We start from the raw sequence: 22,174 nt of genomic DNA, 5'->3' as shown, positions 1-22,174 counted from the left end.
GCTGACCGAAGACAACATCAAGGACACGCTGCGCGAAGTGCGCATGGCCCTGCTCGAGGCCGACGTTGCCCTGCCGGTGGTCAAGGATTTCGTCAACAGCGTCAAGGAACGTGCGGTCGGCACCGAAGTGTCGCGCAGCCTGACCCCGGGCCAGGCGTTCGTGAAGATCGTCCAGGCCGAGCTTGAGAGCCTGATGGGGGCGGCCAACGAAGACCTGGCCCTCAATGCTGCCCCGCCTGCTGTGGTGCTGATGGCCGGCCTGCAGGGCGCCGGCAAGACCACCACCGCCGGCAAGCTGGCGCGCTTCCTCAAGGAACGCAAGAAAAAGAGCGTGATGGTGGTGTCCGCCGACGTCTATCGCCCGGCGGCGATCAAGCAGCTGGAAACGCTGGCCAACGATATCGGCGTGACCTTCTTCCCGTCCGACATCAGCCAGAAGCCGGTAGCCATTGCCGAAGCGGCCATCCGTGAAGCCAAGCTGAAGTTCATCGACGTGGTCATCGTCGACACCGCCGGCCGCCTGCACATCGACGCCGACATGATGGACGAGATCAAGGCGCTGCACGCCGCGGTCAAGCCGATCGAGACCCTGTTCGTGGTCGACGCCATGACCGGCCAGGACGCCGCCAACACCGCCAAGGCGTTTGGCGAGGCGCTGCCGTTGACCGGCGTGGTGCTGACCAAGGTCGACGGTGACGCCCGTGGTGGTGCCGCGCTGTCGGTACGTGCCATCACCGGCAAGCCGATCAAGTTCATCGGCATGGGTGAAAAAACCGAAGCCCTCGAGCCGTTCCACCCTGACCGCGTCGCTTCGCGCATCCTCGGCATGGGTGACGTGCTCAGCCTGATCGAGCAGGCCGAGCAGACCATCGACAAGGCCAAGGCCGACAAGCTGGCCAAAAAGCTGAAGAAAGGCAAAGGCTTCGACCTCGAAGACTTCCGCGACCAGCTGCAACAAATGAAGAACATGGGCGGCCTGGGCGGCCTGATGGACAAGCTGCCGAGCATCGGCGGGGTGAATCTGTCGCAGATGGGCAACGCCCAGGGCGCGGCCGAGAAGCAGTTCAAGCAGATGGAGGCGATCATCAACTCCATGACCCCGGCCGAACGCCGCGACCCCGACCTGATCAGCGGTTCGCGCAAGCGCCGGATCGCCCTGGGTTCCGGTACCCAGGTGCAGGACATCGGCCGGTTGATCAAGCAGCACAAGCAAATGCAGAAGATGATGAAGAAATTCTCTGCCAAAGGCGGCATGGCCAAGATGATGCGCGGCCTGGGCGGCATGATGCCAGGCGGCGGCATGCCCAAGCTGTAACCCCTATTCCGGGTGCCTGCCTTTTGTCGGGCAGGTACCCAGAAACCCCGCTCTGGCGGGGCAATTGCCGCGGATTTCGCGGCTCAACCGGCAAATCTGGACGGTAGGCCATGGCCTTGCCGAAAAAGTCATTTGCAAATGTCCGTGTATTCCCCGAGAATATGCGGCCTTTTGGGCACCCGTGTGCCTATTTGGCATTCAGATTTGCAGTACCAGCTGCTGTATCAACTGCAGCACCGACTATAGGAACGATGTTCACATGGTAACCATTCGTCTGGCCCGTGGCGGCTCGAAAAAGCGCCCATTCTACCACCTGACCGTGACCAACTCGCGTAACGCCCGTGACGGCCGTTTCGTTGAGCGCGTTGGCTTCTTCAACCCGATCGCATCGGGCGCCGAAGTCAAGCTGTCGGTCAACCAAGAGCGCGTCACCTACTGGCTGAGCCAGGGCGCACAGCCGTCTGAGCGTGTTGCTCAGCTGCTGAAGGAAGCTGCCAAGGCCGCTGCCTGAACAGTATGAACGCGACGCCAGAAAAGACTGACGACCTCATCGTCGTTGGCAAGATTTTTTCGGTTCACGGCGTTCGCGGCGAGGTGAAGGTGTATTCCTTTACCGATCCGATTGAAAACCTGTTGGATTATCCACGCTGGACGCTTCGGCACGAAGGCAAGGTAAAGCAGGTCGAGCTGGTCAGCGGTCGTGGCTCCCAAAAGGGCCTGGTCGTGAAACTGAAAGGCCTCGAGGATCGCGATGAAGCCCGGCTTCTGAGCGGTTACGATATCTGCATTGCGCGGAGCCTTTTGCCCAACCTGGCAGCCGACGAGTACTACTGGTACCAGTTGCAAGGCCTGAAGGTCATCAACCAGGACGAACACCTGTTCGGCAAGGTCGATCACCTGTTGGAGACCGGTGCGAACGATGTAATGGTGGTCAAACCCTCCGCAGGCAGCCTGGATGATCGCGAGCGTCTGTTGCCCTATACGGAGCAATGCGTGCTGGCAATCGACCTGGAAGCAGGCGTGATGCGGGTTGAATGGGACGCGGACTTCTAAACGATGGGTAACCTTCGCGTAGACGTCATCACGTTGTTCCCCGAGATGTTTTCGGCCATCACGGAGTACGGCATTACCAGCCGTGCGGTGAAACAGGGGTTGCTTCAGGTGACTTGCTGGAACCCGCGGGACTACACCACAGATCGTCACCACACGGTGGATGATCGGCCGTTTGGCGGTGGTCCGGGCATGGTGATGAAAATCAAGCCTCTGGAAGACGCACTGGTTAACGCCAGGCAAGCGACCGGAGCATCGGCAAAGGTGATCTACCTTTCGCCGCAAGGCCGCAAGCTGACTCAGCAGGCGGTCAAAGGCCTGGCCGAACAGGAATCGTTGATCCTGATCGCCGGTCGTTATGAAGGCATCGACGAGCGCTTTATCGAGGCTCATGTCGATGAGGAGTGGTCGATTGGCGACTATGTGCTTTCCGGTGGCGAGCTGCCGGCCATGGTACTGATCGATGCGGTTACGCGGCTGCTGCCCGGAGCTTTAGGGCATGTGGACTCGGCGGAAGAGGATTCCTTCACCGACGGTCTGCTCGATTGCCCGCACTACACCCGACCTGAGGTGTATGCGGATCAGCGTGTTCCCGACGTGTTGCTAAGTGGCAACCATGCACATATCCGGCGTTGGAGGATGAAGCAGTCCCTTGGTAGGACCTTCGAACGACGCGCCGATCTTCTGGAAAGTCGCTCACTTTCTGGAGAAGAGAAGAAGCTGCTCGAGGAATATCTCCGCGAGCGGGACGATAGTTAAACGTATCGATGGTGGATCACGTATCCATCTTAGGAGCACAGCATGACCAACAAGATCATCCAGCAGCTCGAAGCCGAGCAGATGAGCAAGGAAATCCCGACCTTCGCACCAGGTGACACCGTAGTCGTCCAGGTTAAAGTGAAGGAAGGTGAGCGTTCCCGTCTGCAGGCGTTCGAAGGCGTCGTTATCGCCAAGCGTAACCGCGGTCTGAACAGCGCCTTCACCGTGCGCAAGATCTCCAGCGGCGTTGGCGTAGAGCGTACCTTCCAGACCTACAGCCCGCAGATCGACAGCCTGGCCGTGAAACGTCGTGGTGACGTGCGTAAAGCCAAGCTGTACTACCTGCGTGACCTGTCCGGCAAAGCCGCTCGCATCAAGGAAAAACTGTCCTGAGTACAGTTTGCCCGGTGGCCCAGGCCGCCTAGCGAGAAAAAAGCAGCCTTCGGGCTGCTTTTTTGTGGGAGCAGGTTTACCCGCGAAGGGTGTGCACTGGCACGCCCGCCTTACGATGGAGTAGCCCATGAGCACTACCCGAGACCAGGAAATCCAGCGTCGCACCGAGCTGTCGGTGACCCGCGTGACCAAGGCGGTATTCCCCAACACCACCAACCACCACAACACCCTGTTCGGCGGCACCGCCCTGGCCTGGATGGACGAAGTATCGTTCATTGCCGCCACCCGCTTCTGTCGCCTGCCGCTGGTGACCGTGTCCACCGACCGCATCGACTTCAAACACCCGATCCCGGCCGGCTCTATCGTTGAGCTGGTAGGCTCGGTGGTCAAGGTGGGCAACACCAGCTTGCAGGTGCAGGTCGACGTGTTCGTCGAGAACATGTACCTCGATGGCCGCGAGCGCGCGATCCATGGCGTGTTCAGCTTTGTCGCCATCGATGAGGACAAGCGCCCGGTGCCGGTGCTGCCGCAAGCCTGAATCTCAACCTGCAGCAACTGCCGTCTCGCTGACGGGGGCTGGCTCGACCAGTGCCACCAGGGTCCAGCCGGGCTGTGGGGCCAGCGGGTTGTCGGGGCTTGAAACATGCACCCAGCCGTGGGCATCACGCGCAAACAGCAGATGAGCGCGCTCGCCATGCAGCGCCTGGTAGTCCTCCCAGTCAAAGCCCTCGGTCAGGTTGGTGCTGTACAGTTCCGCCCCGTGGTGGAGGTGGTTGGCCAGTTGCTGGTAGGTCATCGGGCTTGCGCCAAGCAGTTGGCCGCGGTGTTCCTGGCTGGCCCGGTGTTTGTCGCTGCGCTGTTTCTCCAGGCCGCTGGCCAGCACATACAGGCGGCCATGGCCGAAGTCATGGCGAAAGCGTGCGCAGGCCAGGGTGTTGATTTCACCCGCCGGTGAAAGCCCCAGCAGATGGCCGAGGCCGACCAGGTCCAGATGGGCGTCGGCGTGTTGCGAGGCTGGGTTGCCGAAGTAGGTCGGCAGGCCGTCCATGCGCGCGGCGCGGATGTTTTCCCAGCTCGAATCGGTCAGCAATACCCGGCTGCCCAATTGCTGCAGGGCCTTGCCGATGGCGCGCGCAGGGCTGCTGGCGCCGACGATCAGAAAGCCGCTGGGCGCCGGCTCTGCGACCCTGAGCAGGCGCGCCAGTGGCCGGGCCGTGGCGCTTTGCAGCACGACGGTGCCGATAATCACGGCGAACGTCAGCGGCACCAGCAGCAAAGCATCCTGATGGCCAGCCTCGTGCAGGCGAATGGCAAAAATGGCCGACACCGCCGCGGCGACGATGCCGCGTGGTGCTATCCAGGCCAGCAGGGCGCGTTCACGCCAGTTCAGCGAAGAGCCCAGCGTCGACAGCAACACGTTCAATGGCCGTGCCAGCAACTGGATCACCAGCAGCAGCGCAAGTACCGCCGGGCCCAGCCCGAGCAGGGCATGCAAGTCGAGCCGCGCGGCCAGCAGGATGAACAGGCCGGAGATCAGCAGCACGCTGAGGTTTTCCTTGAAGTGCAGGATCTGCCGCACATCGACCCCGCGCATGTTGGCCAGCCACATACCCATGATCGTCACTGCCAACAGCCCGGACTCGTGCACGATCAGGTTGGCGGCAATGAAGATGCCCAGCACGGCGGCCAGCGAGGCCAGGTTGTGCAGGTATTCCGGCAGCCACTGTTCGCGCATGATCTGCCCCAGCAACCAGCCCCCCGCAGCGCCCAGCGCACTGCCGCAGAAGATCACCCCGGCAAAGGTGCCCAGGCTCTGGGTCAGGCCATTGCCGTCGGCGCTGGCAATGATGAAGCTGTACACCACCACCGCGAGCAAGGCGCCGATCGGGTCGATGACGATGCCTTCCCAGCGCAGGATGTTGGCGATCGTCGCGTTGGGCCGGACCACGCGCAGCATCGGTACGATCACGGTGGGGCCGGTGACCAGGGTCAGGGCACCAAAGAGGATTGCCAGCTGCCATTCAAAGCCCAGCAGCCAGTGGGTCGCCAGCGCGATGACCAGCCAGGTCGACAACGCACCGAGGGTGACAAGGCGGTGCACCACGCTGCCGATCTCGCGCCACTGTGACAGGTGCAGGGTGAGGCTGCCCTCGAACAGGATCAGCGCCACCGCCAGTGAAACCAGCGGCATCAGCAATGGGCCGAACAGTGCCTGCGGGTCGAGCCAGCCGAGCAGCGGCCCGACCACGATGCCGGCCAGCAGCAGAAACAGGATCGCTGGAAGCTTAAGGCGCCAGGCCAGCCACTGGCAGGCGAGTGCCGCGGCGCCAATGCCACCGACGCTGAGAAGGATCTGCTGTTCGTTCATGCGGCCTCCCTATGCCGGCGTTGTTATGAAAGACTAAGCGCCATTTCGTCGTTTGCCACCGAGATTTCATGTCTGCCCTCGACCACCCCCTGATCGACCAGTTCCTCGACGCCCTGTGGCTGGAAAAAGGCCTGTCCGATAACACCCGCGTGTCCTACCGCAGCGACCTGGCCCTGTTCAACGGCTGGCTGCAGGCGCATTCGGTATCCCTGCCCGACGCTGGCCGCGACCTGATTCTCGATCATCTGGCCTGGCGCATCGACCAAGGCTACAAGCCTCGCTCGACGGCGCGCTTCCTGTCCGGGCTGCGTGGTTTCTTCCGCTACTTGCTCCGGGAAAAGCTGGTCGCCGTCGACCCGACCCTGCAAATCGACATGCCACAGCTCGGCAAGCCATTGCCCAAGTCGCTGTCGGAGGCGGACGTCGAAGCCTTGCTGCTGGCCCCGGACCTGGGTGAAGCCATCGGCCAGCGCGACCGGGCCATGCTGGAAGTGCTGTACGCCTGCGGCCTGCGCGTTACCGAACTGGTCAGCCTGACCCTGGACCAGGTCAACCTGCGCCAGGGTGTGCTGCGGGTAATGGGCAAGGGCAGCAAGGAGCGGCTGGTGCCCATGGGCGAAGAAGCGGTGCTGTGGGTGGAGCGCTATACCCGCGACGGCCGCGCCGAGCTGCTCAACGGGCGCCCCAGCGATGTGCTGTTCCCCAGCCAGCGCGGCGAGCAGATGACCCGCCAGACCTTCTGGCATCGCATCAAGCAGCATGCCCGGGTGGCGTGCATCGACAAGCCGCTGTCGCCGCACACCTTGCGCCATGCCTTCGCCACCCACCTGCTCAACCATGGCGCCGACTTGCGCGTGGTGCAGATGCTGCTGGGCCACAGTGACCTGTCCACCACCCAGATCTACACCCACGTCGCCAAGGCCCGCTTGCAGCAACTGCATGCCCAGCACCACCCGCGTGGATGAATGTTTTTCATGTTCTGCCGACCGGTCCTTGCAAGGCCCTTCACCGGCGGTGTGATGTGGTAGGCTTGGGCGGTTTGCACCAAGGGCCGCACGGCCACCGCGTATTTTCCGCAGGTGGCGCCCTCCGGCCCCTGTCCGCTTTCAGGAGTTCCCATGCGCGTGACCCAGTTTTTCGCCGCCGCCGCGTTGGCGTTGGCCAGTACTTTTGCCGTTGCTGCGGCAACCGATAGCAACGCCGGTGCCGAGCAGGCCATCCGTAAATCGTTGCAGAACCTCGAGCTGGAAGTACCTGTAGAAAGCGTGGCCAGCAGCCCGGTCAGCGGCCTTTACGAGGTCAAGCTGCAGGGTGGCCGCGTGTTGTACGCCAGCGGCGACGGCCAGTTCGTGATGCAGGGCTACCTGTTCCAGATCCAGGACGGCAAGCCGGTCAATCTGACTGAAAAAACCGAACGCCTGGGCATCGCCAAGCTCATCAATGGCATTCCAGCCGCCGAGATGGTGGTTTATCCTGCCAAGGGCGAGACCAAGTCACACATCACCGTATTCACCGACACCACCTGCCCGTACTGCCACAAGCTGCATGCCGAAGTGCCTGAGTTGAACCGTCGCGGTATCGAAGTGCGCTACGTCGCCTTCCCGCGCCAGGGCCTCGGCTCGGCAGGTGACCAGCAGTTGCAGGCCGTGTGGTGCTCCAGCGACCGTCGCGGGGCGATGGACAAGATGGTCGAAGGCGAAGAAATCAAGGCGGCCAAGTGCGCCAACCCGGTGGGCAAGCAGTTCCAGCTGGGCCAGTCGATCGGCGTCAATGGCACGCCAGCCATCGTCCTGGAAAGCGGCCAGGTCATTCCGGGCTACCAGCCGGCACCGCAGGTCGCCAAGCTGGCACTTGCCAAGTAATACAATTCAGTACGCCGTCGTCATGGGGTGACGGCATGTTTCACGGTCGGCGAAGTGTCGGCCGTTCAATGGGGAGTTCACAGTGAAACCGGTCAAAGTAGGCATCTGTGGGTTGGGGACCGTCGGTGGCGGAACCTTCAATGTACTTCAGCGCAACGCCGAGGAGATTGCCCGCCGTGCCGGGCGCGGTATTGAAGTGGCCCAGATTGCCATGCGCTCGCAGAACCCGAACTGCCAGATTACCGGTACCCCCATTACCGCTGACGTGTTCGAAGTTGCGAGCAACCCGGAGATCGATATTGTCATCGAGCTGATCGGTGGCTACACCGTGGCCCGTGACCTGGTGCTCAAGGCCATCGAAAACGGCAAGCATGTGGTTACCGCCAACAAGGCGCTGATCGCCGTACACGGTAACGAAATCTTCGCCAAGGCGCGCGAGAAGGGCGTCATCGTCGCCTTCGAAGCGGCCGTGGCCGGTGGTATTCCGGTCATCAAGGCCATTCGTGAAGGCCTGTCGGCCAACCGCATCAACTGGCTGGCCGGCATCATCAACGGCACCGGCAACTTCATCCTCACCGAAATGCGCGAGAAAGGCCGCGCCTTCCCCGACGTACTGGCCGAAGCCCAGGCGCTGGGTTACGCCGAAGCCGACCCGACCTTCGACGTGGAAGGCATCGATGCCGCGCACAAGCTGACCATCCTCGCCTCGATTGCGTTTGGCATCCCGCTGCAGTTCGACAAGGCCTACACCGAAGGCATCACCCAGCTGACCACCGCTGACGTGAACTACGCCGAGGCCCTGGGCTACCGCATCAAGCACCTGGGCGTGGCGCGTCGCACCGCCGAGGGCATCGAGCTGCGCGTGCACCCGACGCTGATCCCGGCCGATCGCCTGATCGCCAACGTCAACGGCGTGATGAACGCGGTCATGGTAAACGGTGATGCCGCCGGCTCCACCCTGTACTACGGTGCCGGCGCTGGCATGGAGCCTACCGCTTCGTCGGTGATCGGCGACCTGGTCGATGTGGTCCGTGCCATGACTTCCGACCCGGAAAACCGCGTGCCGCACCTGGCCTTCCAGCCTGATTCGCTGTCGGCTCACCCGATCCTGCCGATCGAGGCCTGCGAAAGCGCCTACTACCTGCGCATCCAGGCCAAGGATCACCCGGGCGTACTGGCCCAGGTGGCCAGCATCCTCTCGGAGCGTGGTATCAACATAGAGTCGATCATGCAGAAGGAAGCCGAGGAGCAGGACGGCCTGGTGCCGATGATCCTGCTGACCCACCGTGTGGTCGAACAGGGCATCAACGACGCCATCGTCGCCCTGGAAGCCCTGCAGGACGTGGTCGGCAAGGTCGTGCGCATTCGCGTCGAACAGCTCAACTAACACATAGCGCCGTCGGGCCGCCAGCGTGGCCCCGGCCTCAGCATCGAAGGTTTGCACCATGCGCTATATCAGTACCCGCGGCCAGGCACCGGCCCTGAACTTCGAAGACGTACTGCTGGCTGGCCTGGCCAGTGACGGCGGCCTGTACGTCCCGGAAAACCTGCCACGCTTCACCCAGGAAGAAATCGCTTCTTGGGCCGGCCTGCCGTACCACGAACTGGCTTTCCGTGTGATGCGCCCGTTCGTCGAAGGCAGCATCGCCGATGCCGACTTCAAGAAAATCCTTGAAGAAACCTACGGCGAGTTCGCCCATGCTGCGGTTGCCCCGCTGCGTCAGCTGAACAGCAACGAATGGGTGCTGGAGCTGTTCCACGGCCCGACCCTGGCGTTCAAGGACTTCGCCCTGCAACTGCTCGGCCGCCTGCTCGACCATGTGTTGGCCAAGCGCAACGAGCGCGTGGTGATCATCGGCGCCACCAGCGGTGACACCGGTTCGGCCGCCATCGAAGGTTGCCGCCGTTGCGACAACGTCGACATCTTCATCCTGCACCCGCACCAGCGCGTGTCGGAAGTGCAGCGTCGGCAGATGACCACGCTGTTCGGCGACAACATTCACAACATCGCCATCGAAGGCAACTTCGATGACTGCCAGGAAATGGTCAAGGCCAGCTTCGCTGACCAGTCGTTCCTCAAAGGCACCCGCCTGGTGGCCGTGAACTCGATCAACTGGGCGCGGATCATGGCCCAGATCGTCTACTACTTCCACGCGGCCCTGCAGCTGGGCGGCCCCGCGCGCTCGGTGGCGTTCTCGGTACCCACCGGCAACTTCGGCGACATCTTCGCCGGTTACCTGGCCCGCAACATGGGCCTGCCGGTCAGCCAGCTGGTGGTCGCCACCAACCGCAACGACATCCTGCACCGCTTCATGAGCGGCAACCAGTACGTGAAGGAAACCCTGCACGCCACCCTGTCGCCGTCGATGGACATCATGGTCTCGTCCAACTTCGAGCGCCTGCTGTTCGACATGCACGGTCGCAATGGTGCGGCTATCGCCGAGCTGATGGCCAACTTCAAGCAAGGCGGTGGCTTCAGCGTCGAGCAAGATCGCTGGACCGAAGCCCGCAAGCTGTTCGACTCCCTGGCCGTCAGCGACGAGCAGACCTGCGAGACCATCGCCGAAGTGTTCGCTGCCACCGGTGAAGTACTCGACCCGCACACCGCGATCGGCGTCAAGGCCGCCCGCGAATGCCGCCGCAGCCTGGACACGCCGATGGTGGTGCTGGGCACTGCGCACCCGGTCAAGTTCCCTGAAGCGGTGGAGAAGGCCGGTGTAGGTAGGGCGCTGGAGCTGCCGGCGCACCTCAGCGACCTGTTCAGCCGTGAGGAACGTTGCACTGTGCTGGCCAATGACCTGAAGGCTGTGCAAAGCTTTGTCAGCCAGCACGGCAACCGCGGCAAGCCGCTGTAATAGCCTGGGCCGCGCTGCGGCCCATCGCCGGCAAGCCAGCTCCCACCTTGATCGCATAGACCCGAGATCATGTGCAATACGTGTGGGAGCTGGCTTGCCGGCGATGGGCTGCGTAGCAGTCCCGGAACTATCAGTCTTTTCCTTCAATTCCCTCAGAAACGTCCTATTCAGGTGCGCGTAGCGCAACGCCTACCGTAGTCGGTCCTCACACCAGGAGCGGCTCATGCACCAGCCCTACGTGGTGATCCACCAGGCTCGCCCATCCCACCAGATCCTCCTGCATCAGGCCCTCAATGCCCAGGGCATCTTCAATGTGCGCCTCAGCGAGGGCACCGACGCCTGCCTTGATGCGGCACGCCGCCCTGATCTGCTGGTCATCGACCATGCCATGCCAACCCGCTCCGGCCTTGCCTTGCTCGCCCGGCAGCAACAGCCCCGCGCTCTGCTATTTGTCGGCCAGCCGACCCCCAGGCAGCGCAACCTCGCCGATGAGGCCAGAAAACGCGGTCTATGGGTGCTGGCCGAGCTGCCCTGGCCGTTGTCGATGCCCCGCTTGCAACAGGCGCTGAGTGCTCTGCAACTGGGCCAGGGGCGGCGTATTCAAACTGTCATGTCCGCCCCGCATGCTCAGTGAACCCGCCACAGCGTGGCGAACTTTCCGCTGCGCTTGCTGGTCAGTTGCTTTATATCCCACCACGCAGCGAGTGATACGGATGGAAAGAATCTGCAGACTGCTCAACGACGCACTGACCCCCTATCAGACCCACCTCGGCCTCGCCGATGCCAGCGGTAATCGCCAACTGACCGTTCACGACCGCCTCGCCGGCATCACCCTGCGGCGTACGGTCAGCGAGCGGCAGTTGCAGGAGCAACGCCTGTTGATCGATCTGGTGGATGGTCTGCACCGTGATTTGCAGATAGCCGAAGGGCGATTGCAGCCCTGTGTGATCGCCGCCCTGCAGCAACGCCAACAACCCCAGGGAACCTTTGCCTGAGTGGCGTATCAGACACAGTAGGGCAGCCAGCCAGTGCTTTGCTCCGGTGCTGGCATGGCTGTCACGGGAAGTCCTGAAGGGCTTTCGCTTGGCCCCGGGCGTCCTCCCCAGCGTCCGGGGTTTCTTTTATCCGCAGCCAGGCAGTTATTGGGTTTCGAAGAAGCGCTTGCTGTCGTCCAGGTAGTCTCCCCGCAACGCAGGGTCCAGCCAGCGCGCATACAACCCAGGCAGCACATCGTGGCGCAGCGCAGGCAACAGCTGGTCGATATGCGCCACTGCAGCACGCCCCAGCGGGCTGTCGGAACACCCCACATGCAAAAACTGGTAGCGCTCCACGCCCTGCACCGGATGGAACTGGTACTCGGTCAGTGACCCGCCTTGTTGCTGGATCAGGTAGCGCACTTCGGGCCAGTAGCCGAGCACCATGCGCAGGCGACCCAGTTGCTGCATCTGCAGCAGGTTGGCGGTAGCGTCGTTGCCGTAATGACGGCTGAGCGAGGTACCGGGCAACTGACCCAGAATGGTATCGATCTGGGTGCCGTAGCTGCGTTCGGCAACGATGCCCAGCTTCAGTGCCGGCTGTTTGAACAGCGCGAGCAGGTCCACGTCCTGCCCACTCAGAAACGGCTCAACCAGTGCCTGGTTTTCCCGGCGCAGCACCAGCCCCCCGCTCAACACACCAAGCGACGGCATGGAGAAGTGCACGTACCTGGCGCGCTCCGGGGTCCACAGCAGGGTCGGGTCGCAGGTGAAACTGTTGGGGTCTTGCAGCATCTGAATGCCACGGGCGCGGTTGACCCGCACGATGCTGTGGTCGTACTCGGGCATCTGCCCGATCAGAATGGGCAGCAACTGGTCGATCACCCCTTGGCCTTTCTCCGAGCCTTCGAAGATGGTGAACGGCGGCAGGTCACGCACCAGCCAGAACAGGCGCTCTCTGGCGCTTGCAGGCTGCAGCAGCAATGCGGGCAGAAGCCCGCACAGCAGGACCAGTCGGCGTAAGCAGCGGGCAGCGCGCATGGGGCCGGGCAGCGCCAGGGTCAGACCGTGCCGGCTTTGCGCAGGCTGGCGATGGCCGCTGGGTCGTAGCCCAGGCCGCCAAGCAGCGCTTCGGTGTGCTCGCCCAGTGCCGGGCCGACCCACTCGGCGGAGCCTGGGGTGTCCGACAGCTTGGGCACGATGCCGGGCATGCGGAACGGTTTGCCATCGGGCAGCTTCGCCTGCAGAAACATCTCGCGTGCCAGGTACTGCGGGTCGCTGAACATGTCTTCGGCCGAGTAGATGCGGCTGGCCGGCACTTCGGCCGTGGTCAGCACCTGCATGAGCTGTTCCAGCGGCAGGCTGTTGGCCCAGCGGTCGATCACTCCGTACAGCTCGTCGCGGCGCAGGTCCCGGCCGTCGTTGCTGGCCAGCGCAGGGTCGTCGGCCAGGTCAGGGCGGCCGATGGCCTGCATGAAGCGCTTGAAGATCGCATCGCCGTTGGCGCCGATCTGCACATGTTTGCCATCCGCGCTGGTATGGATGGAGGAGGGGGTGATGCCCGGCATGATATTGCCGGTGCGCTCGCGGATAAAACCGAACACGTCGAACTCCGGGACCATGCTTTCCATCATGGCGAAGATCGCCTCGTACAGCGCAACGTCCACCACCTGACCCTGGCCGTTGTTGACTTCGCGGTGGCGCAAAGCCATGAGCGCGCCGATCACCCCCCACAGGGCGGCAATCGAGTCACCGATGGAAATGCCCGTGCGCACCGGTGGGCGGTCTTCGAAGCCGGTGATGTAGCGCAGGCCGCCCATCGACTCGCCCACGGCGCCAAAGCCTGGCTGGTCTTTCATCGGCCCGGTCTGGCCAAAGCCTGACAGGCGCACCATCACCAGGCGCGGGTTCAGCGCATGCAGCACATCCCAGCCCAGGCCGAGCTTTTCCAGTACGCCCGGGCGAAAGTTCTCGATCAGGATGTCGGCCTCGGCCAGCAACTGCTTCAGAATGTCTCGGCCTTCGGGGTGCTTGAGGTTCAGGGTCAGCGACTGTTTGTTGCGGGCCTGCACGAACCACCACAGCGACGTGCCCTCGTACAGCTTGCGCCACTTGCGCAACGGGTCGCCGCCATCGGGCGACTCGACCTTGATCACCTCGGCACCGAACTCGGCACAGATGCGCGACGCAAACGGCCCAGCAATCAGGGTGCCGAGTTCGATGACTTTGAGGCCGGCGAGGGGTTTGCTGGGCGTAGGCATGGGGCATCCGTGGCAACTGGGCAGAGCCGTGGTTTTATCATAGGTCGGTAGCGCCGGGTACTGCTGCGGCGCATGCAGGGTGTGGATAGGTTAGACTGTTGCACTTTTCTTTTGCACGAAGCCCGTCGACCATGGCCCAGCCGTCCACCACCTACAAGTTCGAACTGAATCTGACTGACCTTGATCGCAACGTCTACGAAAGCGTCAAGCAGACCATCGCCCGCCACCCGTCGGAAACCGAAGAGCGCATGGCGGTCCGGCTGTTGGCGTACGCGCTGTGGTACAACGAGAACCTGTCGTTCGGTCGTGGCCTGTCGGATGTCGACGAGCCGGCGCTATGGGAAAAAAGCCTGGATGACCGCGTGCTGCACTGGATCGAAGTGGGCCAACCCGATGCCGACCGCCTGACCTGGTGCTCGCGTCGCACCGAACGCACCAGCCTGCTGGCGTATGGCAGCCTGCGTGTGTGGGAAACCAAGGTGTTGAGCGCAGTCAAGAACCTGAAGAACCTGAACATCGCCGCCGTGCCCCAGGAAGTGCTGGAGACCTTGGCTACCGATATGCCACGCAGCATCAAATGGGACGTGATGATCAGCGAAGGCACGGTATTCGTGACTGACGACCGTGGCCAGCACGAAGTGCAGTTGCAGTGGCTGCTCGGTGAGCGTGGCTGAAGCGACCCATGCGTATCGAACCGCGTCCCCTGCCGCCGACCCTGCCATTGCTGGGTAACCTCCCACCCTTGCTGACCCGCCTGTACGCTGCGCGTGGCGTGCAGAACGAGGCCGAGCTGGACAAGAGCCTGGCGCGTCTGCTGCCGTATCAGCAGCTCAAGGGCATCGAGGCCGGCGTGGACCTGCTGGTCCAGGCCCTTGACCAGCGCCAGCGTATCCTCATCGTCGGTGACTTCGATGCCGACGGCGCCACCGCCAGCACCGTCGGGGTGCTGGGCCTGCGCCTGCTGGGCGCGGCCCATGTCGACTACCTGGTGCCCAACCGCTTCGAATACGGCTACGGCCTGACCCCGGAAATCGTCGAGGTAGCGCTGCAGCGCCAGCCACAGCTGCTGATCACCGTGGACAACGGCATTTCCAGCGTCGACGGCGTTGCCGCCGCCAAGGCGGCCGGGCTCAAGGTGCTGGTCACCGACCACCACCTGCCCGGCCAGCAGCTTCCCGATGCCGACGCCATCATCAACCCCAACCAGCCGGGCTGCGAGTTTCCCAGCAAGGCGTTGGCCGGGGTTGGCGTCATCTTCTACGTGCTTATGGCCTTGCGCGCGCGCCTGCGCAGCCTCGGCCGCTACGAAACGCAGCCGCAGCCCAATATCGGCGAACTGCTCGACCTGGTGGCGCTGGGCAGTGTTGCCGACGTGGTGCCGCTGGACGCCAACAACCGCATTCTGGTCCATCAGGGCCTGGAGCGTATCCGCGCCGGCCGCGCCAGGCCGGGCCTGAAAGCCATTCTCGAAGTGGCGCGCCGTGATCACCGACGCATCACCTCGACCGACCTCGGCTTCATCCTTGGCCCACGGCTGAACGCCGCCGGGCGCCTGGATGACATGAGCCTGGGTATCGAGTGCCTGCTGTGCGAGGACCAGGCCCTGGCCCAGGACATGGCCCAACAGCTGGATGGCCTTAACCAGGACCGCAAGTCCATCGAGCAGGGTATGCAGCGCGAAGCGCTGGCGCAGCTCAAGGACCTGCCGGTCGAGTCCATGCCGTACGGGCTTTGCCTGTTCGATGCCGACTGGCACCAGGGGGTGATCGGTATTCTGGCATCGCGCCTGAAGGAGCGTTATCACCGGCCGACCATCGCCTTTGCCGATGCCGGTGACGGCATGCTCAAAGGCTCGGCGCGCTCGGTGCCGGGGTTTCACATTCGTGATGCGCTGGATGCCGTGGCGGCGCGCCAGCCGCAGCTGATCAGCAAGTTTGGTGGCCACGCCATGGCAGCAGGGCTGTCTTTGCCCGAGGGCAATTTCCCGGCGTTTGCCGAGGCGTTCGACGAGGAAGTGCGGCGCCAGTTGTGCGAGGACGACCTGACCGGCCGTCTGCTGTCCGATGGCAGCCTGGCAGTGGAAGAGTTCCACCTCGACCTGGCCAAGGCCCTGCGCAATGCCGGGCCGTGGGGGCAGCATTTCCCCGAGCCACTGTTCCATGGCGTGTTCCAGCTGGTGGAGCAGCGTGTGGTTGGCGAGCGGCATTTGAAGGTGGTGCTCAAGAGCGAATGTGGTTCGGTGCGGCTGGACGGCATTGCCTTTGGTATCGACCGCGAAGTCTGGCCGAATCCGACAGTGCGCTGGGTCGAGCTGGCCTACAAGCTGGATGTGAACGAGTTTCGCGGCAATGAAAGTGTGCAGTTGATGATTGCCCATATGGAGCCGCGCTGACTGCAGTTCCGGGGGCTGCTCTGCAGCCCATCGCCGGCAAGCTCCCACTGCGACCGCTTTGCCCTCAAGTCATGCGCCTTCCCTGTGGGAGCGGGCATACCCGTGAACACCGGCGAAGCCGGTGCCATCCACCGAGTCGCCTGCTTCGCGGGCATGCCCGCTCCCACAGGGTTGTGCGGCGGGCTGAAATGCCTGTAAGGGTGCTTGGCTGTCGCGGCGGTTGGGGCTGCCAGGTGCCTGCCTTTAGTGTGATCTCACAGGCGCTGCAAACTTGTCGGCGTACACCCGGTGGCCTTCACGCGAACAACGACCACACCAACCTCAACGCGACATACCTAACTCGGCATCATCCATCAACGCCTTGGCCATCGCACTGAGGTAGTGGGCAGCCCAGATCCCGCGCACAACTGCCATGACGACAGCTACTCGGTAATTGATCGGGATTCCACGCCCGGACGCTGAATGGCAGCGACCAGCAAAGGCTAATGACTCAGGATTCCAGTAACAATCAGGCGGGTGTCGACAGGACTTGTAGGGTATTTCCTCAGGTTGGGAATCGCCATACATCGGTTGTAGGGGATATCTGAAATGCTTGTCAGGGTGTTTGGCTGTCGCGGCGGTTTGGGCTACCAGTTGCCTGCCTTCAGTGTGATGTCGCCTATAAGATCGAGCGCCATCATCCCCACGTCAGACACCCCAAAATCCCATGGAACCTTCCCCCCAACCATTCTGGTCTAGTCTGAATACTGACCGGACCCGGGCCAGGGACGTGTAATTGAGTGCTCGGGCCGGATCACCATTGGAGTCCTTGGGAGGTGCCCTCATGAGCTTGCTGCTCGAGCCTTACACCCTGCGTCAGCTGACCCTGCCCAACCGCATCGCTGTGTCGCCGATGTGCCAGTATTCCGCCATCGATGGCCTGGCCAACGATTGGCACCTTGTTCATCTGGGTAGCCGCGCCGTAGGCGGTGCGGGGCTGGTGATCACCGAAGCCGTGGCGGTCACTGCCGATGGCCGTATCACCGCCGAAGATCTCGGCCTGTGGGAAGACGCCCAGATCGCCCCGCTGCAACGCATCACCCGCTTCATCACCGCCCAGGGCGCCGTGCCCGGTATCCAGCTGGCCCACGCCGGACGCAAGGCCAGTACCTATCGCCCTTGGCTGGGCAAGCAGGGCAGCGTCAAGCTGGAGGAGGGGGGCTGGCAGCCGGTGGGGCCGTCGAGGATCGCTTTCGACCCACAACACACTGCGCCGCGTGAATTGAGCAAGGAAGAAATCCAGGACGTGGTCGACGCCTTCGTGGCCTCGACCAAGCGTGCCTTGACGGCGGGTTTCAAGGTGGTGGAAATCCATGCCGCCCATGGCTACCTGCTGCACCAGTTCCTGTCGCCGCTCAGCAACCAGCGCCGCGACGAGTACGGCAGCTGCTTCGAAAACCGCATCCGCCTGACCCTGCAGGTGGTCGAGGCTGTGCGCAATGCCTGGCCCGCCGAATTACCGCTGTTGGTGCGGGTATCGGCGACCGACTGGGTGGAGGACGGCTGGAACCCGGATGAAACCGTCGAGCTGGCGCGGCGCCTGCGTGCGCTGGGTGTCGACCTGATCGATGTATCGTCGGGCGGCACGTCGGTCAACGCCGAAATCCCTACGGGCCCCGGTTATCAGACCCGTTTCGCCGAACGCGTGCGCAAAGAGGCGGAAATCGCCACCGGCACCGTGGGCATGATCACCGAGCCCGCCCAGGCCGAGCACATCCTGCGCACCGGCCAGGCCGATGTGATCTTCCTCGCCCGCGAACTGTTGCGCGACCCTTACTGGCCGCTGCATGCCGACGACGACCTGGGCGGCAACAAGGCCACCTGGCCGGCGCAATACCAGCGCGCGACCAGCCGGGCCAACCCGATTCATGAGTCAGACCTACGCGACTAGAGGCTACCTGTACTGGCCTCTTCGCGGGCGTGCCCGCTCCCACAGGTACAGCACTAACCTCAAGGGCTGTGATGTACCTGTGGGAGCGGGCACGCCCGCGAATGCGATGGTGGTTTTACCTCCGCATTCGCGGGTAAACCCGCTCCCACAGAGTCTGCGCAGCCTGAAGGGCTGGATGATGCCCATCCCATTTTGATGGCTGCAAGATAAAGGATGTGGCATTGGGAATGCGCTGAACCGCTTGTAGGAAAGCGCCTGGATTGAGCTGCCGGTCCCAATCCAGGCTTTACGCTCAATGTTTGATCATCACATGCCGCACGCAGGTGTAATCCTCCAGCCCGTACATCGACATATCCTTCCCATACCCGGAATGCTTCTGCCCACCGTGCGGCATTTCGCTGACCAGCATGAAGTGGGTATTCACCCAGGTACAGCCATATTGCAGGCGCGCAGCCAGGCGATGAGCGCGGCCGGTGTCGCGGGTCCATACCGATGAGGCCAGGCCGTAGTTGGAATCGTTGGCCCACTCCAGCGCCTGCGCCTCGTCGGTAAATCGCGTCACCGATACCACCGGGCCGAACACTTCGTTGCGCACGATCTCGTCGTCCTGCAGGGCGTCGGCCAGCACGGTCGGGGCGTAGAAGAAACCATCGCCATCAATGGCTTTGCCACCCGTTACCAGGCGAATGTGCGGCTGGGCGATGGCCCGCTGCACCAGGCCGGAGACCTTGTCGCGGTGCTGGGCACTGATCAATGGCCCCAGTTCGGTGTCTTCTGCTTCCTGCAGGCCGGCCTTCAGGCTGGAGACTGCTTCACCCAGGCGCTCGACAAAGCGTTCGTAGATACCGTCCTGCACATACAGCCTGCAGGCTGCAGTGCAGTCCTGGCCGGCGTTGTAGAAGCCGAACGTTCGGATGCCGTCGATGGCGGCATCGATGTCGGCATCATCGAACACCAGCACCGGGGCCTTGCCACCCAGTTCCATGTGCATGCGTTTCACGCTGTCGGCGGTGGCACTGATGATATGTGCGCCGGTGGGGATCGAACCGGTCAGCGACACCATGCGCACCTTGGGGTGGTTGACCAGCGGGTTGCCGACTGTCTGGCCTCGGCCGAAGAGGATGTTCAAGACGCCAGGCGGTAGCAGCTCCCGGGCCATTTCGCCCAGGCGCAGGGCGGTCAACGGGGTCATCTCCGAAGGTTTGATCACCACGGTATTGCCGGCCGCAAGGGCCGGGGCGATCTTCCATGCCAGCATCATCAACGGGTAGTTCCAGGGAGCGATCGAGGCCACCACGCCCACCGGGTCACGGCGAATCATCGAGGTGTGGCCCGGCAGGTATTCGCCCGCTGCCGAGCCGCCCAGGCAACGCGCGGCACCGGCGAAGTAGCGGAACACATCGGCAATCGCGGGGATTTCGTCATTCAGTGCGGCGCTCAATGGCTTGCCGCAGTTCTGCGATTCCAGCCGCGCCAGTTCATCGCCATGGGCTTCGATCGTGTCGGCCAGCGCCAGCAACGCCTGCGAGCGCTCCTTGGGGCTGGTTTGCGACCAGCTGTCGAAGGCCTGGTCGGCGGCCCGCACGGCGCTGTCCACCTGGGCTTCGGTGGCTTCGTTGATTTGCGCCAGGGCACTGCCCAGGGCCGGGTTGAGCACGGTCCAGGCCGGGCCTTCGCCCGCGACCAGTTGGCCGTTGATCAGCATCTGCGTTTGCATCGGAGACTCCTCCAGGGTCATTTGCCACTGCCCGCGACGCTTTCGCCGCCGCGGGTCAGGTAATAGGCGCCAAGGATCGGCAGCATGGTCACCAGCATCACCAGCATGGCGACCACATTGGTCACCGGCACGTCGCGCGGGCGGCTGAGCTGGTTGAGCAGCCAGATCGGCAGGGTGCGTTCGTGGCCGGCGGTAAAGGTGGTGACGATGATTTCATCGAACGACAGGGCAAAGGCCAGCATGCCGCCCGCCAGCAGCGCCGAGCCAAGGTTGGGCAGAATGATGTAGCGGAAGGTTTGCCAGCCATCGGCGCCAAGGTCCATCGAGGCCTCGATCAGGCTTTGCGAGGTCCGCCGCAGGCGGGCGATCACGTTGTTGTAGACGATCACCACGCAGAACGTGGCGTGGCCGACCACGATGGTGAACACCCCCGGCTCGATGCCCAGGGTCTTGAATGCCGAGAGCAGGGCGATGCCGGTGATGATGCCAGGCAGGGCGATGGGCAGGATCAGCATCAGCGAAATGCTCTCCTTGCCAAAAAAGCTGCGCCGGTACAACGCCGCCGAGGCCAGCGTGCCGAGCACCAGGGCGATCAGCGTGGCCAGGCAGGCCACCTGCAGCGATAGCTTGATGGCCTCCAGCACATCGGGCCGGGCAAAGGCCACGGTTAACCACTTCAGGGTAAAACCCTTGGGTGGGAAGCTGAACGCGGCTTCTTCGGTGTTGAACGCGTACAGGAAGATGATCAGGATCGGGAAGTGCAGGAACAACAAGCCGCCCCAGGCTGCCAGGCGCAGCCCGGTTGACGCTTTTTCAGAGTGCATCGAAGGCCCCCAGGCGCTTGACGATGGACAGGTACACCGCGATCAGCACGATCGGCACCAGGGTGAACGCGGCGGCCATCGGCATGTTGCCGATCGCCCCTTGCTGGGCGTAGACCATGCTGCCGATGAAGTACCCGGGCGGGCCGACCAGTTGCGGCACGATGAAATCGCCCAGGGTGAGCGAGAAGGTGAAGATCGAGCCGGCGGCGATGCCCGGAATCGACAGCGGCAGGATCACCTGCACAAAGGTTTGCCCGGGCCGCGCACCCAAGTCCGCCGACGCTTGCAGCAGCGAAGGCGGCAAGCGCTCCAGAGCGGCCTGGATGGGCAGGATCATGAACGGCAGCCAGATGTACACGAACACCATGAAGCGCCCCAGGTGCGAGGTGGATAATGTACTGCCGCCCACCCCCGGCACGGTCAGCACGGCTTGCAGCAGCGCATCCAGATGCAGCTGCTGGACGAACCACTGGGCGACGCCGCCCTTGGCCAGCAGCAGGGTCCAGGCGTAGGTCTTGACGATGTAGCTGGCCCACATCGGCATCATCACCGCGATGTAGAAAAACGCCTTTGTCTTGCCGCTGGTGTAGCGCGCCATGTAGTAGGCGATGGGAAAGGCCAGCACCGCGCTGGCCAGCGACACGGCCACCGCCATGCCCAGGGTGCGCAGGATGATGTCGAAGTTCGACGGGTTGAGCAGCGCGGCGAAGTTGCCCAGGGTCAGGTCCGGGGTCACCGCCATGGTGAAGTCGTCGAAGGTATAGAAACCCTGCCACAACAGGTTCAGCAGCGAGCCCAGGTAGATGGCGCCGAACCAGGTCAGCGGCGGGATCAACAGCAGCGCCAGGTACAGGTTGGGGCGCCGGTACAGCAGGTTGGACAGGCTGCGCAGTGTGCTCATGTCAGTGGGCCTCGGTTTCCTGCAACACCGTCATCGCCTCACGCGGCCAGTGCGCCTGAATCCGTTGCCCCGGCTGCCAGGCCTGTGCCTGTGCCTGCCAGCGGTCGTTGGCCTGGGTCACCGCCAGCAGTTGGCCGCTGTCCAGCTGCAGCTCGTAGCGGGTGGCGCTGCCCTGGTACTGCACATCGCGCAACAGGCCGCTGACCTGCACCTCATGGCTGGTGACCACCGGGTCGCCCAGGCGGATGTGCTCGGGGCGGATCGAGAAGGGCGCCGGGCTGCCGTTCAGGGCCATCGCCAGCTCGCCACGCACCACGTTGGAGGTGCCGACGAATTCGGCGACGAAGGTGGTGGCGGGTTTCATGTACAGGTTGCGCGGCGTGTCGACCTGCTCGATACGGCCGCGGTTGAACACAGCGACCCGGTCGGACATCGACAGGGCTTCGGTCTGGTCGTGGGTGACGAATATGAAGGTGATGCCCAGTTGGCGCTGCAGCTTTTTCAGTTCGCCCTGCATCTGCTCACGCAGTTTCAGGTCCAGCGCGCCCAGGGGTTCGTCCAGCAGTAGCACCC

22 protein-coding genes and 1 pseudogene are annotated in these 22,174 nt (G+C 63.3%); 15 read left to right on the top strand and 8 right to left on the bottom strand.

Annotated elements, in window-relative coordinates; translation table 11 throughout:
- The 6 genes from ffh to HP546_RS09265 form a co-directional block, all read left to right on the top strand.
- Positions 1 to 1,315, top strand: a 1,315-nt coding sequence (gene ffh, locus HP546_RS09290) for a signal recognition particle protein (protein WP_172223301.1), incomplete at its 5' end; no start/stop codon positions are given.
- Positions 1,316 to 1,574: 259 nt separating this feature from the next.
- Positions 1,575 to 1,826 (top strand): 30S ribosomal protein S16, encoded by a 252-nt coding sequence (gene rpsP / locus HP546_RS09285; RefSeq protein WP_011535318.1) that lies wholly within the window; start codon positions 1,575 to 1,577, stop codon positions 1,824 to 1,826.
- Between the two features lie 5 nt (positions 1,827 to 1,831).
- Positions 1,832 to 2,368, top strand: coding sequence for a ribosome maturation factor RimM (gene rimM / locus HP546_RS09280; protein ID WP_172223297.1), 537 nt, complete (start codon positions 1,832 to 1,834; stop codon positions 2,366 to 2,368).
- 3 nt (positions 2,369 to 2,371) lie between these two features.
- Positions 2,372 to 3,124 (top strand): tRNA (guanosine(37)-N1)-methyltransferase TrmD, encoded by a 753-nt coding sequence (gene trmD / locus HP546_RS09275; protein ID WP_172223294.1) that lies wholly within the window; start codon positions 2,372 to 2,374, stop codon positions 3,122 to 3,124.
- Between the two features lie 42 nt (positions 3,125 to 3,166).
- Positions 3,167 to 3,517, top strand: coding sequence for a 50S ribosomal protein L19 (rplS, locus tag HP546_RS09270; RefSeq protein ID WP_003252148.1), 351 nt, complete (start codon positions 3,167 to 3,169; stop codon positions 3,515 to 3,517).
- A 127-nt stretch (positions 3,518 to 3,644) separates the two neighbouring features.
- Complete coding sequence (locus HP546_RS09265) at positions 3,645 to 4,055, top strand: acyl-CoA thioesterase (protein ID WP_016485145.1); 411 nt, start codon at positions 3,645 to 3,647, stop codon at positions 4,053 to 4,055.
- Positions 4,056 to 4,058: 3 nt separating this feature from the next.
- Here HP546_RS09265 and HP546_RS09260 read toward each other — a convergent pair whose 3' ends face one another.
- Positions 4,059 to 5,885 (bottom strand): sodium:proton antiporter, encoded by a 1,827-nt coding sequence (locus HP546_RS09260; protein ID WP_172223290.1) that lies wholly within the window; start codon positions 5,883 to 5,885, stop codon positions 4,059 to 4,061.
- 68 nt (positions 5,886 to 5,953) lie between these two features.
- Between HP546_RS09260 and xerD the strand changes: the two genes are divergently transcribed.
- The 6 genes from xerD to HP546_RS09230 all read left to right on the top strand — a co-directional run bounded on the left by xerD (position 5,954) and on the right by HP546_RS09230 (position 11,597).
- Positions 5,954 to 6,850 (top strand): site-specific tyrosine recombinase XerD, encoded by an 897-nt coding sequence (xerD, locus tag HP546_RS09255; protein WP_172223287.1) that lies wholly within the window; start codon positions 5,954 to 5,956, stop codon positions 6,848 to 6,850.
- A 153-nt stretch (positions 6,851 to 7,003) separates the two neighbouring features.
- Positions 7,004 to 7,747 (top strand): thioredoxin fold domain-containing protein, encoded by a 744-nt coding sequence (locus HP546_RS09250; RefSeq protein ID WP_172223283.1) that lies wholly within the window; start codon positions 7,004 to 7,006, stop codon positions 7,745 to 7,747.
- Positions 7,748 to 7,829: 82 nt separating this feature from the next.
- On the top strand, positions 7,830 to 9,134 hold the full coding sequence (locus HP546_RS09245; RefSeq protein ID WP_172223280.1) for a homoserine dehydrogenase: 1,305 nt from the start codon (positions 7,830 to 7,832) through the stop codon (positions 9,132 to 9,134).
- Positions 9,135 to 9,192: 58 nt separating this feature from the next.
- Positions 9,193 to 10,602, top strand: a complete 1,410-nt coding sequence (gene thrC, locus HP546_RS09240) for a threonine synthase (RefSeq protein ID WP_172223277.1) — start codon at positions 9,193 to 9,195, stop codon at positions 10,600 to 10,602.
- A gap of 223 nt (positions 10,603 to 10,825) precedes the next feature.
- The gene (locus tag HP546_RS09235; protein ID WP_172223274.1) at positions 10,826 to 11,236 is read left to right on the top strand and encodes a histidine kinase; all 411 of its coding nucleotides are present in this window, start codon (positions 10,826 to 10,828) and stop codon (positions 11,234 to 11,236) included.
- 79 nt (positions 11,237 to 11,315) lie between these two features.
- Positions 11,316 to 11,597 carry a DUF3509 domain-containing protein gene (locus tag HP546_RS09230; RefSeq protein ID WP_172223271.1) on the top strand — a complete coding sequence of 94 codons (282 nt, stop codon included), beginning with the start codon at positions 11,316 to 11,318 and terminating at the stop codon, positions 11,595 to 11,597.
- A gap of 144 nt (positions 11,598 to 11,741) precedes the next feature.
- On the opposite strand, the gene HP546_RS09225 is transcribed toward HP546_RS09230, so the two are convergent.
- Positions 11,742 to 12,617 (bottom strand): TIGR02285 family protein, encoded by an 876-nt coding sequence (locus tag HP546_RS09225; RefSeq protein WP_172223267.1) that lies wholly within the window; start codon positions 12,615 to 12,617, stop codon positions 11,742 to 11,744.
- A gap of 20 nt (positions 12,618 to 12,637) precedes the next feature.
- On the bottom strand, positions 12,638 to 13,837 hold the full coding sequence (locus HP546_RS09220) for a CaiB/BaiF CoA-transferase family protein (protein WP_172223264.1): 1,200 nt from the start codon (positions 13,835 to 13,837) through the stop codon (positions 12,638 to 12,640).
- A gap of 131 nt (positions 13,838 to 13,968) precedes the next feature.
- Here HP546_RS09220 and HP546_RS09215 point away from each other — a divergent pair, with 131 nt between their 5' ends.
- Positions 13,969 to 14,511, top strand: coding sequence for a YaeQ family protein (locus tag HP546_RS09215; protein WP_172223260.1), 543 nt, complete (start codon positions 13,969 to 13,971; stop codon positions 14,509 to 14,511).
- Between the two features lie 8 nt (positions 14,512 to 14,519).
- On the top strand, positions 14,520 to 16,229 hold the full coding sequence (gene recJ / locus HP546_RS09210; protein ID WP_172223257.1) for a single-stranded-DNA-specific exonuclease RecJ: 1,710 nt from the start codon (positions 14,520 to 14,522) through the stop codon (positions 16,227 to 16,229).
- A 321-nt stretch (positions 16,230 to 16,550) separates the two neighbouring features.
- Here the strand turns inward: recJ and HP546_RS09205 are convergent.
- A pseudogene (locus tag HP546_RS09205) lies at positions 16,551 to 16,631 on the bottom strand (DUF3077 domain-containing protein); the annotation flags it as partial.
- A 421-nt stretch (positions 16,632 to 17,052) separates the two neighbouring features.
- Between HP546_RS09205 and HP546_RS09200 the strand changes: the two are divergent.
- Positions 17,053 to 18,159, top strand: coding sequence for an NADH:flavin oxidoreductase/NADH oxidase (locus HP546_RS09200; RefSeq protein ID WP_172223252.1), 1,107 nt, complete (start codon positions 17,053 to 17,055; stop codon positions 18,157 to 18,159).
- Positions 18,160 to 18,451: 292 nt separating this feature from the next.
- Here the strand turns inward: HP546_RS09200 and HP546_RS09195 are convergent, their stop codons facing one another.
- From HP546_RS09195 to HP546_RS09180, 4 genes are all read right to left on the bottom strand, one after another.
- The gene (locus HP546_RS09195; protein WP_172223247.1) at positions 18,452 to 19,876 is read right to left on the bottom strand and encodes a gamma-aminobutyraldehyde dehydrogenase; all 1,425 of its coding nucleotides are present in this window, start codon (positions 19,874 to 19,876) and stop codon (positions 18,452 to 18,454) included.
- Between the two features lie 17 nt (positions 19,877 to 19,893).
- On the bottom strand, positions 19,894 to 20,700 hold the full coding sequence (locus tag HP546_RS09190; protein ID WP_172223243.1) for an ABC transporter permease: 807 nt from the start codon (positions 20,698 to 20,700) through the stop codon (positions 19,894 to 19,896).
- Positions 20,690 to 21,601, bottom strand: a complete 912-nt coding sequence (locus HP546_RS09185) for an ABC transporter permease (RefSeq protein WP_172223238.1) — start codon at positions 21,599 to 21,601, stop codon at positions 20,690 to 20,692. The genes HP546_RS09190 and HP546_RS09185 overlap by 11 nt, the downstream gene beginning before the upstream one ends.
- Position 21,602: 1 nt before the next feature.
- Positions 21,603 to 22,174: ABC transporter ATP-binding protein (locus HP546_RS09180; protein WP_172223235.1), on the bottom strand; the 572-nt coding region annotated here is incomplete at its 5' end.

The organism is Pseudomonas sp. CM25 (genome assembly GCF_013179705.1).
In the GTDB taxonomy this organism is placed as follows: domain Bacteria; phylum Pseudomonadota; class Gammaproteobacteria; order Pseudomonadales; family Pseudomonadaceae; genus Aquipseudomonas.
Note: the sequence above shows the minus strand (reverse complement) of the source record. Positions and strands in the feature narration are given on the sequence as shown.

What these genes read in the sequence shown, in the direction of transcription:
- rpsP (WP_011535318.1), top strand. Translation starts at nt 1,575, where the DNA reads ATGGTAACCATTCGTCTGGCCCGTGGCGGCTCGAAAAAGCGCCCATTC.
- rimM (WP_172223297.1), top strand. Translation starts at nt 1,832, where the DNA reads ATGAACGCGACGCCAGAAAAGACTGACGACCTCATCGTCGTTGGCAAG.
- trmD (WP_172223294.1), top strand. Translation starts at nt 2,372, where the DNA reads ATGGGTAACCTTCGCGTAGACGTCATCACGTTGTTCCCCGAGATGTTT.
- rplS (WP_003252148.1), top strand. Translation starts at nt 3,167, where the DNA reads ATGACCAACAAGATCATCCAGCAGCTCGAAGCCGAGCAGATGAGCAAG.
- HP546_RS09265 (WP_016485145.1), top strand. Translation starts at nt 3,645, where the DNA reads ATGAGCACTACCCGAGACCAGGAAATCCAGCGTCGCACCGAGCTGTCG.
- HP546_RS09260 (WP_172223290.1), bottom strand. Translation starts at nt 5,885, where the DNA reads ATGAACGAACAGCAGATCCTTCTCAGCGTCGGTGGCATTGGCGCCGCG.
- xerD (WP_172223287.1), top strand. Translation starts at nt 5,954, where the DNA reads ATGTCTGCCCTCGACCACCCCCTGATCGACCAGTTCCTCGACGCCCTG.
- HP546_RS09250 (WP_172223283.1), top strand. Translation starts at nt 7,004, where the DNA reads ATGCGCGTGACCCAGTTTTTCGCCGCCGCCGCGTTGGCGTTGGCCAGT.
- thrC (WP_172223277.1), top strand. Translation starts at nt 9,193, where the DNA reads ATGCGCTATATCAGTACCCGCGGCCAGGCACCGGCCCTGAACTTCGAA.
- HP546_RS09235 (WP_172223274.1), top strand. Translation starts at nt 10,826, where the DNA reads ATGCACCAGCCCTACGTGGTGATCCACCAGGCTCGCCCATCCCACCAG.
- HP546_RS09230 (WP_172223271.1), top strand. Translation starts at nt 11,316, where the DNA reads ATGGAAAGAATCTGCAGACTGCTCAACGACGCACTGACCCCCTATCAG.
- HP546_RS09225 (WP_172223267.1), bottom strand. Translation starts at nt 12,617, where the DNA reads ATGCGCGCTGCCCGCTGCTTACGCCGACTGGTCCTGCTGTGCGGGCTT.
- HP546_RS09220 (WP_172223264.1), bottom strand. Translation starts at nt 13,837, where the DNA reads ATGCCTACGCCCAGCAAACCCCTCGCCGGCCTCAAAGTCATCGAACTC.
- HP546_RS09215 (WP_172223260.1), top strand. Translation starts at nt 13,969, where the DNA reads ATGGCCCAGCCGTCCACCACCTACAAGTTCGAACTGAATCTGACTGAC.
- recJ (WP_172223257.1), top strand. Translation starts at nt 14,520, where the DNA reads ATGCGTATCGAACCGCGTCCCCTGCCGCCGACCCTGCCATTGCTGGGT.
- HP546_RS09200 (WP_172223252.1), top strand. Translation starts at nt 17,053, where the DNA reads ATGAGCTTGCTGCTCGAGCCTTACACCCTGCGTCAGCTGACCCTGCCC.
- HP546_RS09195 (WP_172223247.1), bottom strand. Translation starts at nt 19,876, where the DNA reads ATGCAAACGCAGATGCTGATCAACGGCCAACTGGTCGCGGGCGAAGGC.
- HP546_RS09190 (WP_172223243.1), bottom strand. Translation starts at nt 20,700, where the DNA reads ATGCACTCTGAAAAAGCGTCAACCGGGCTGCGCCTGGCAGCCTGGGGC.
- HP546_RS09185 (WP_172223238.1), bottom strand. Translation starts at nt 21,601, where the DNA reads ATGAGCACACTGCGCAGCCTGTCCAACCTGCTGTACCGGCGCCCCAAC.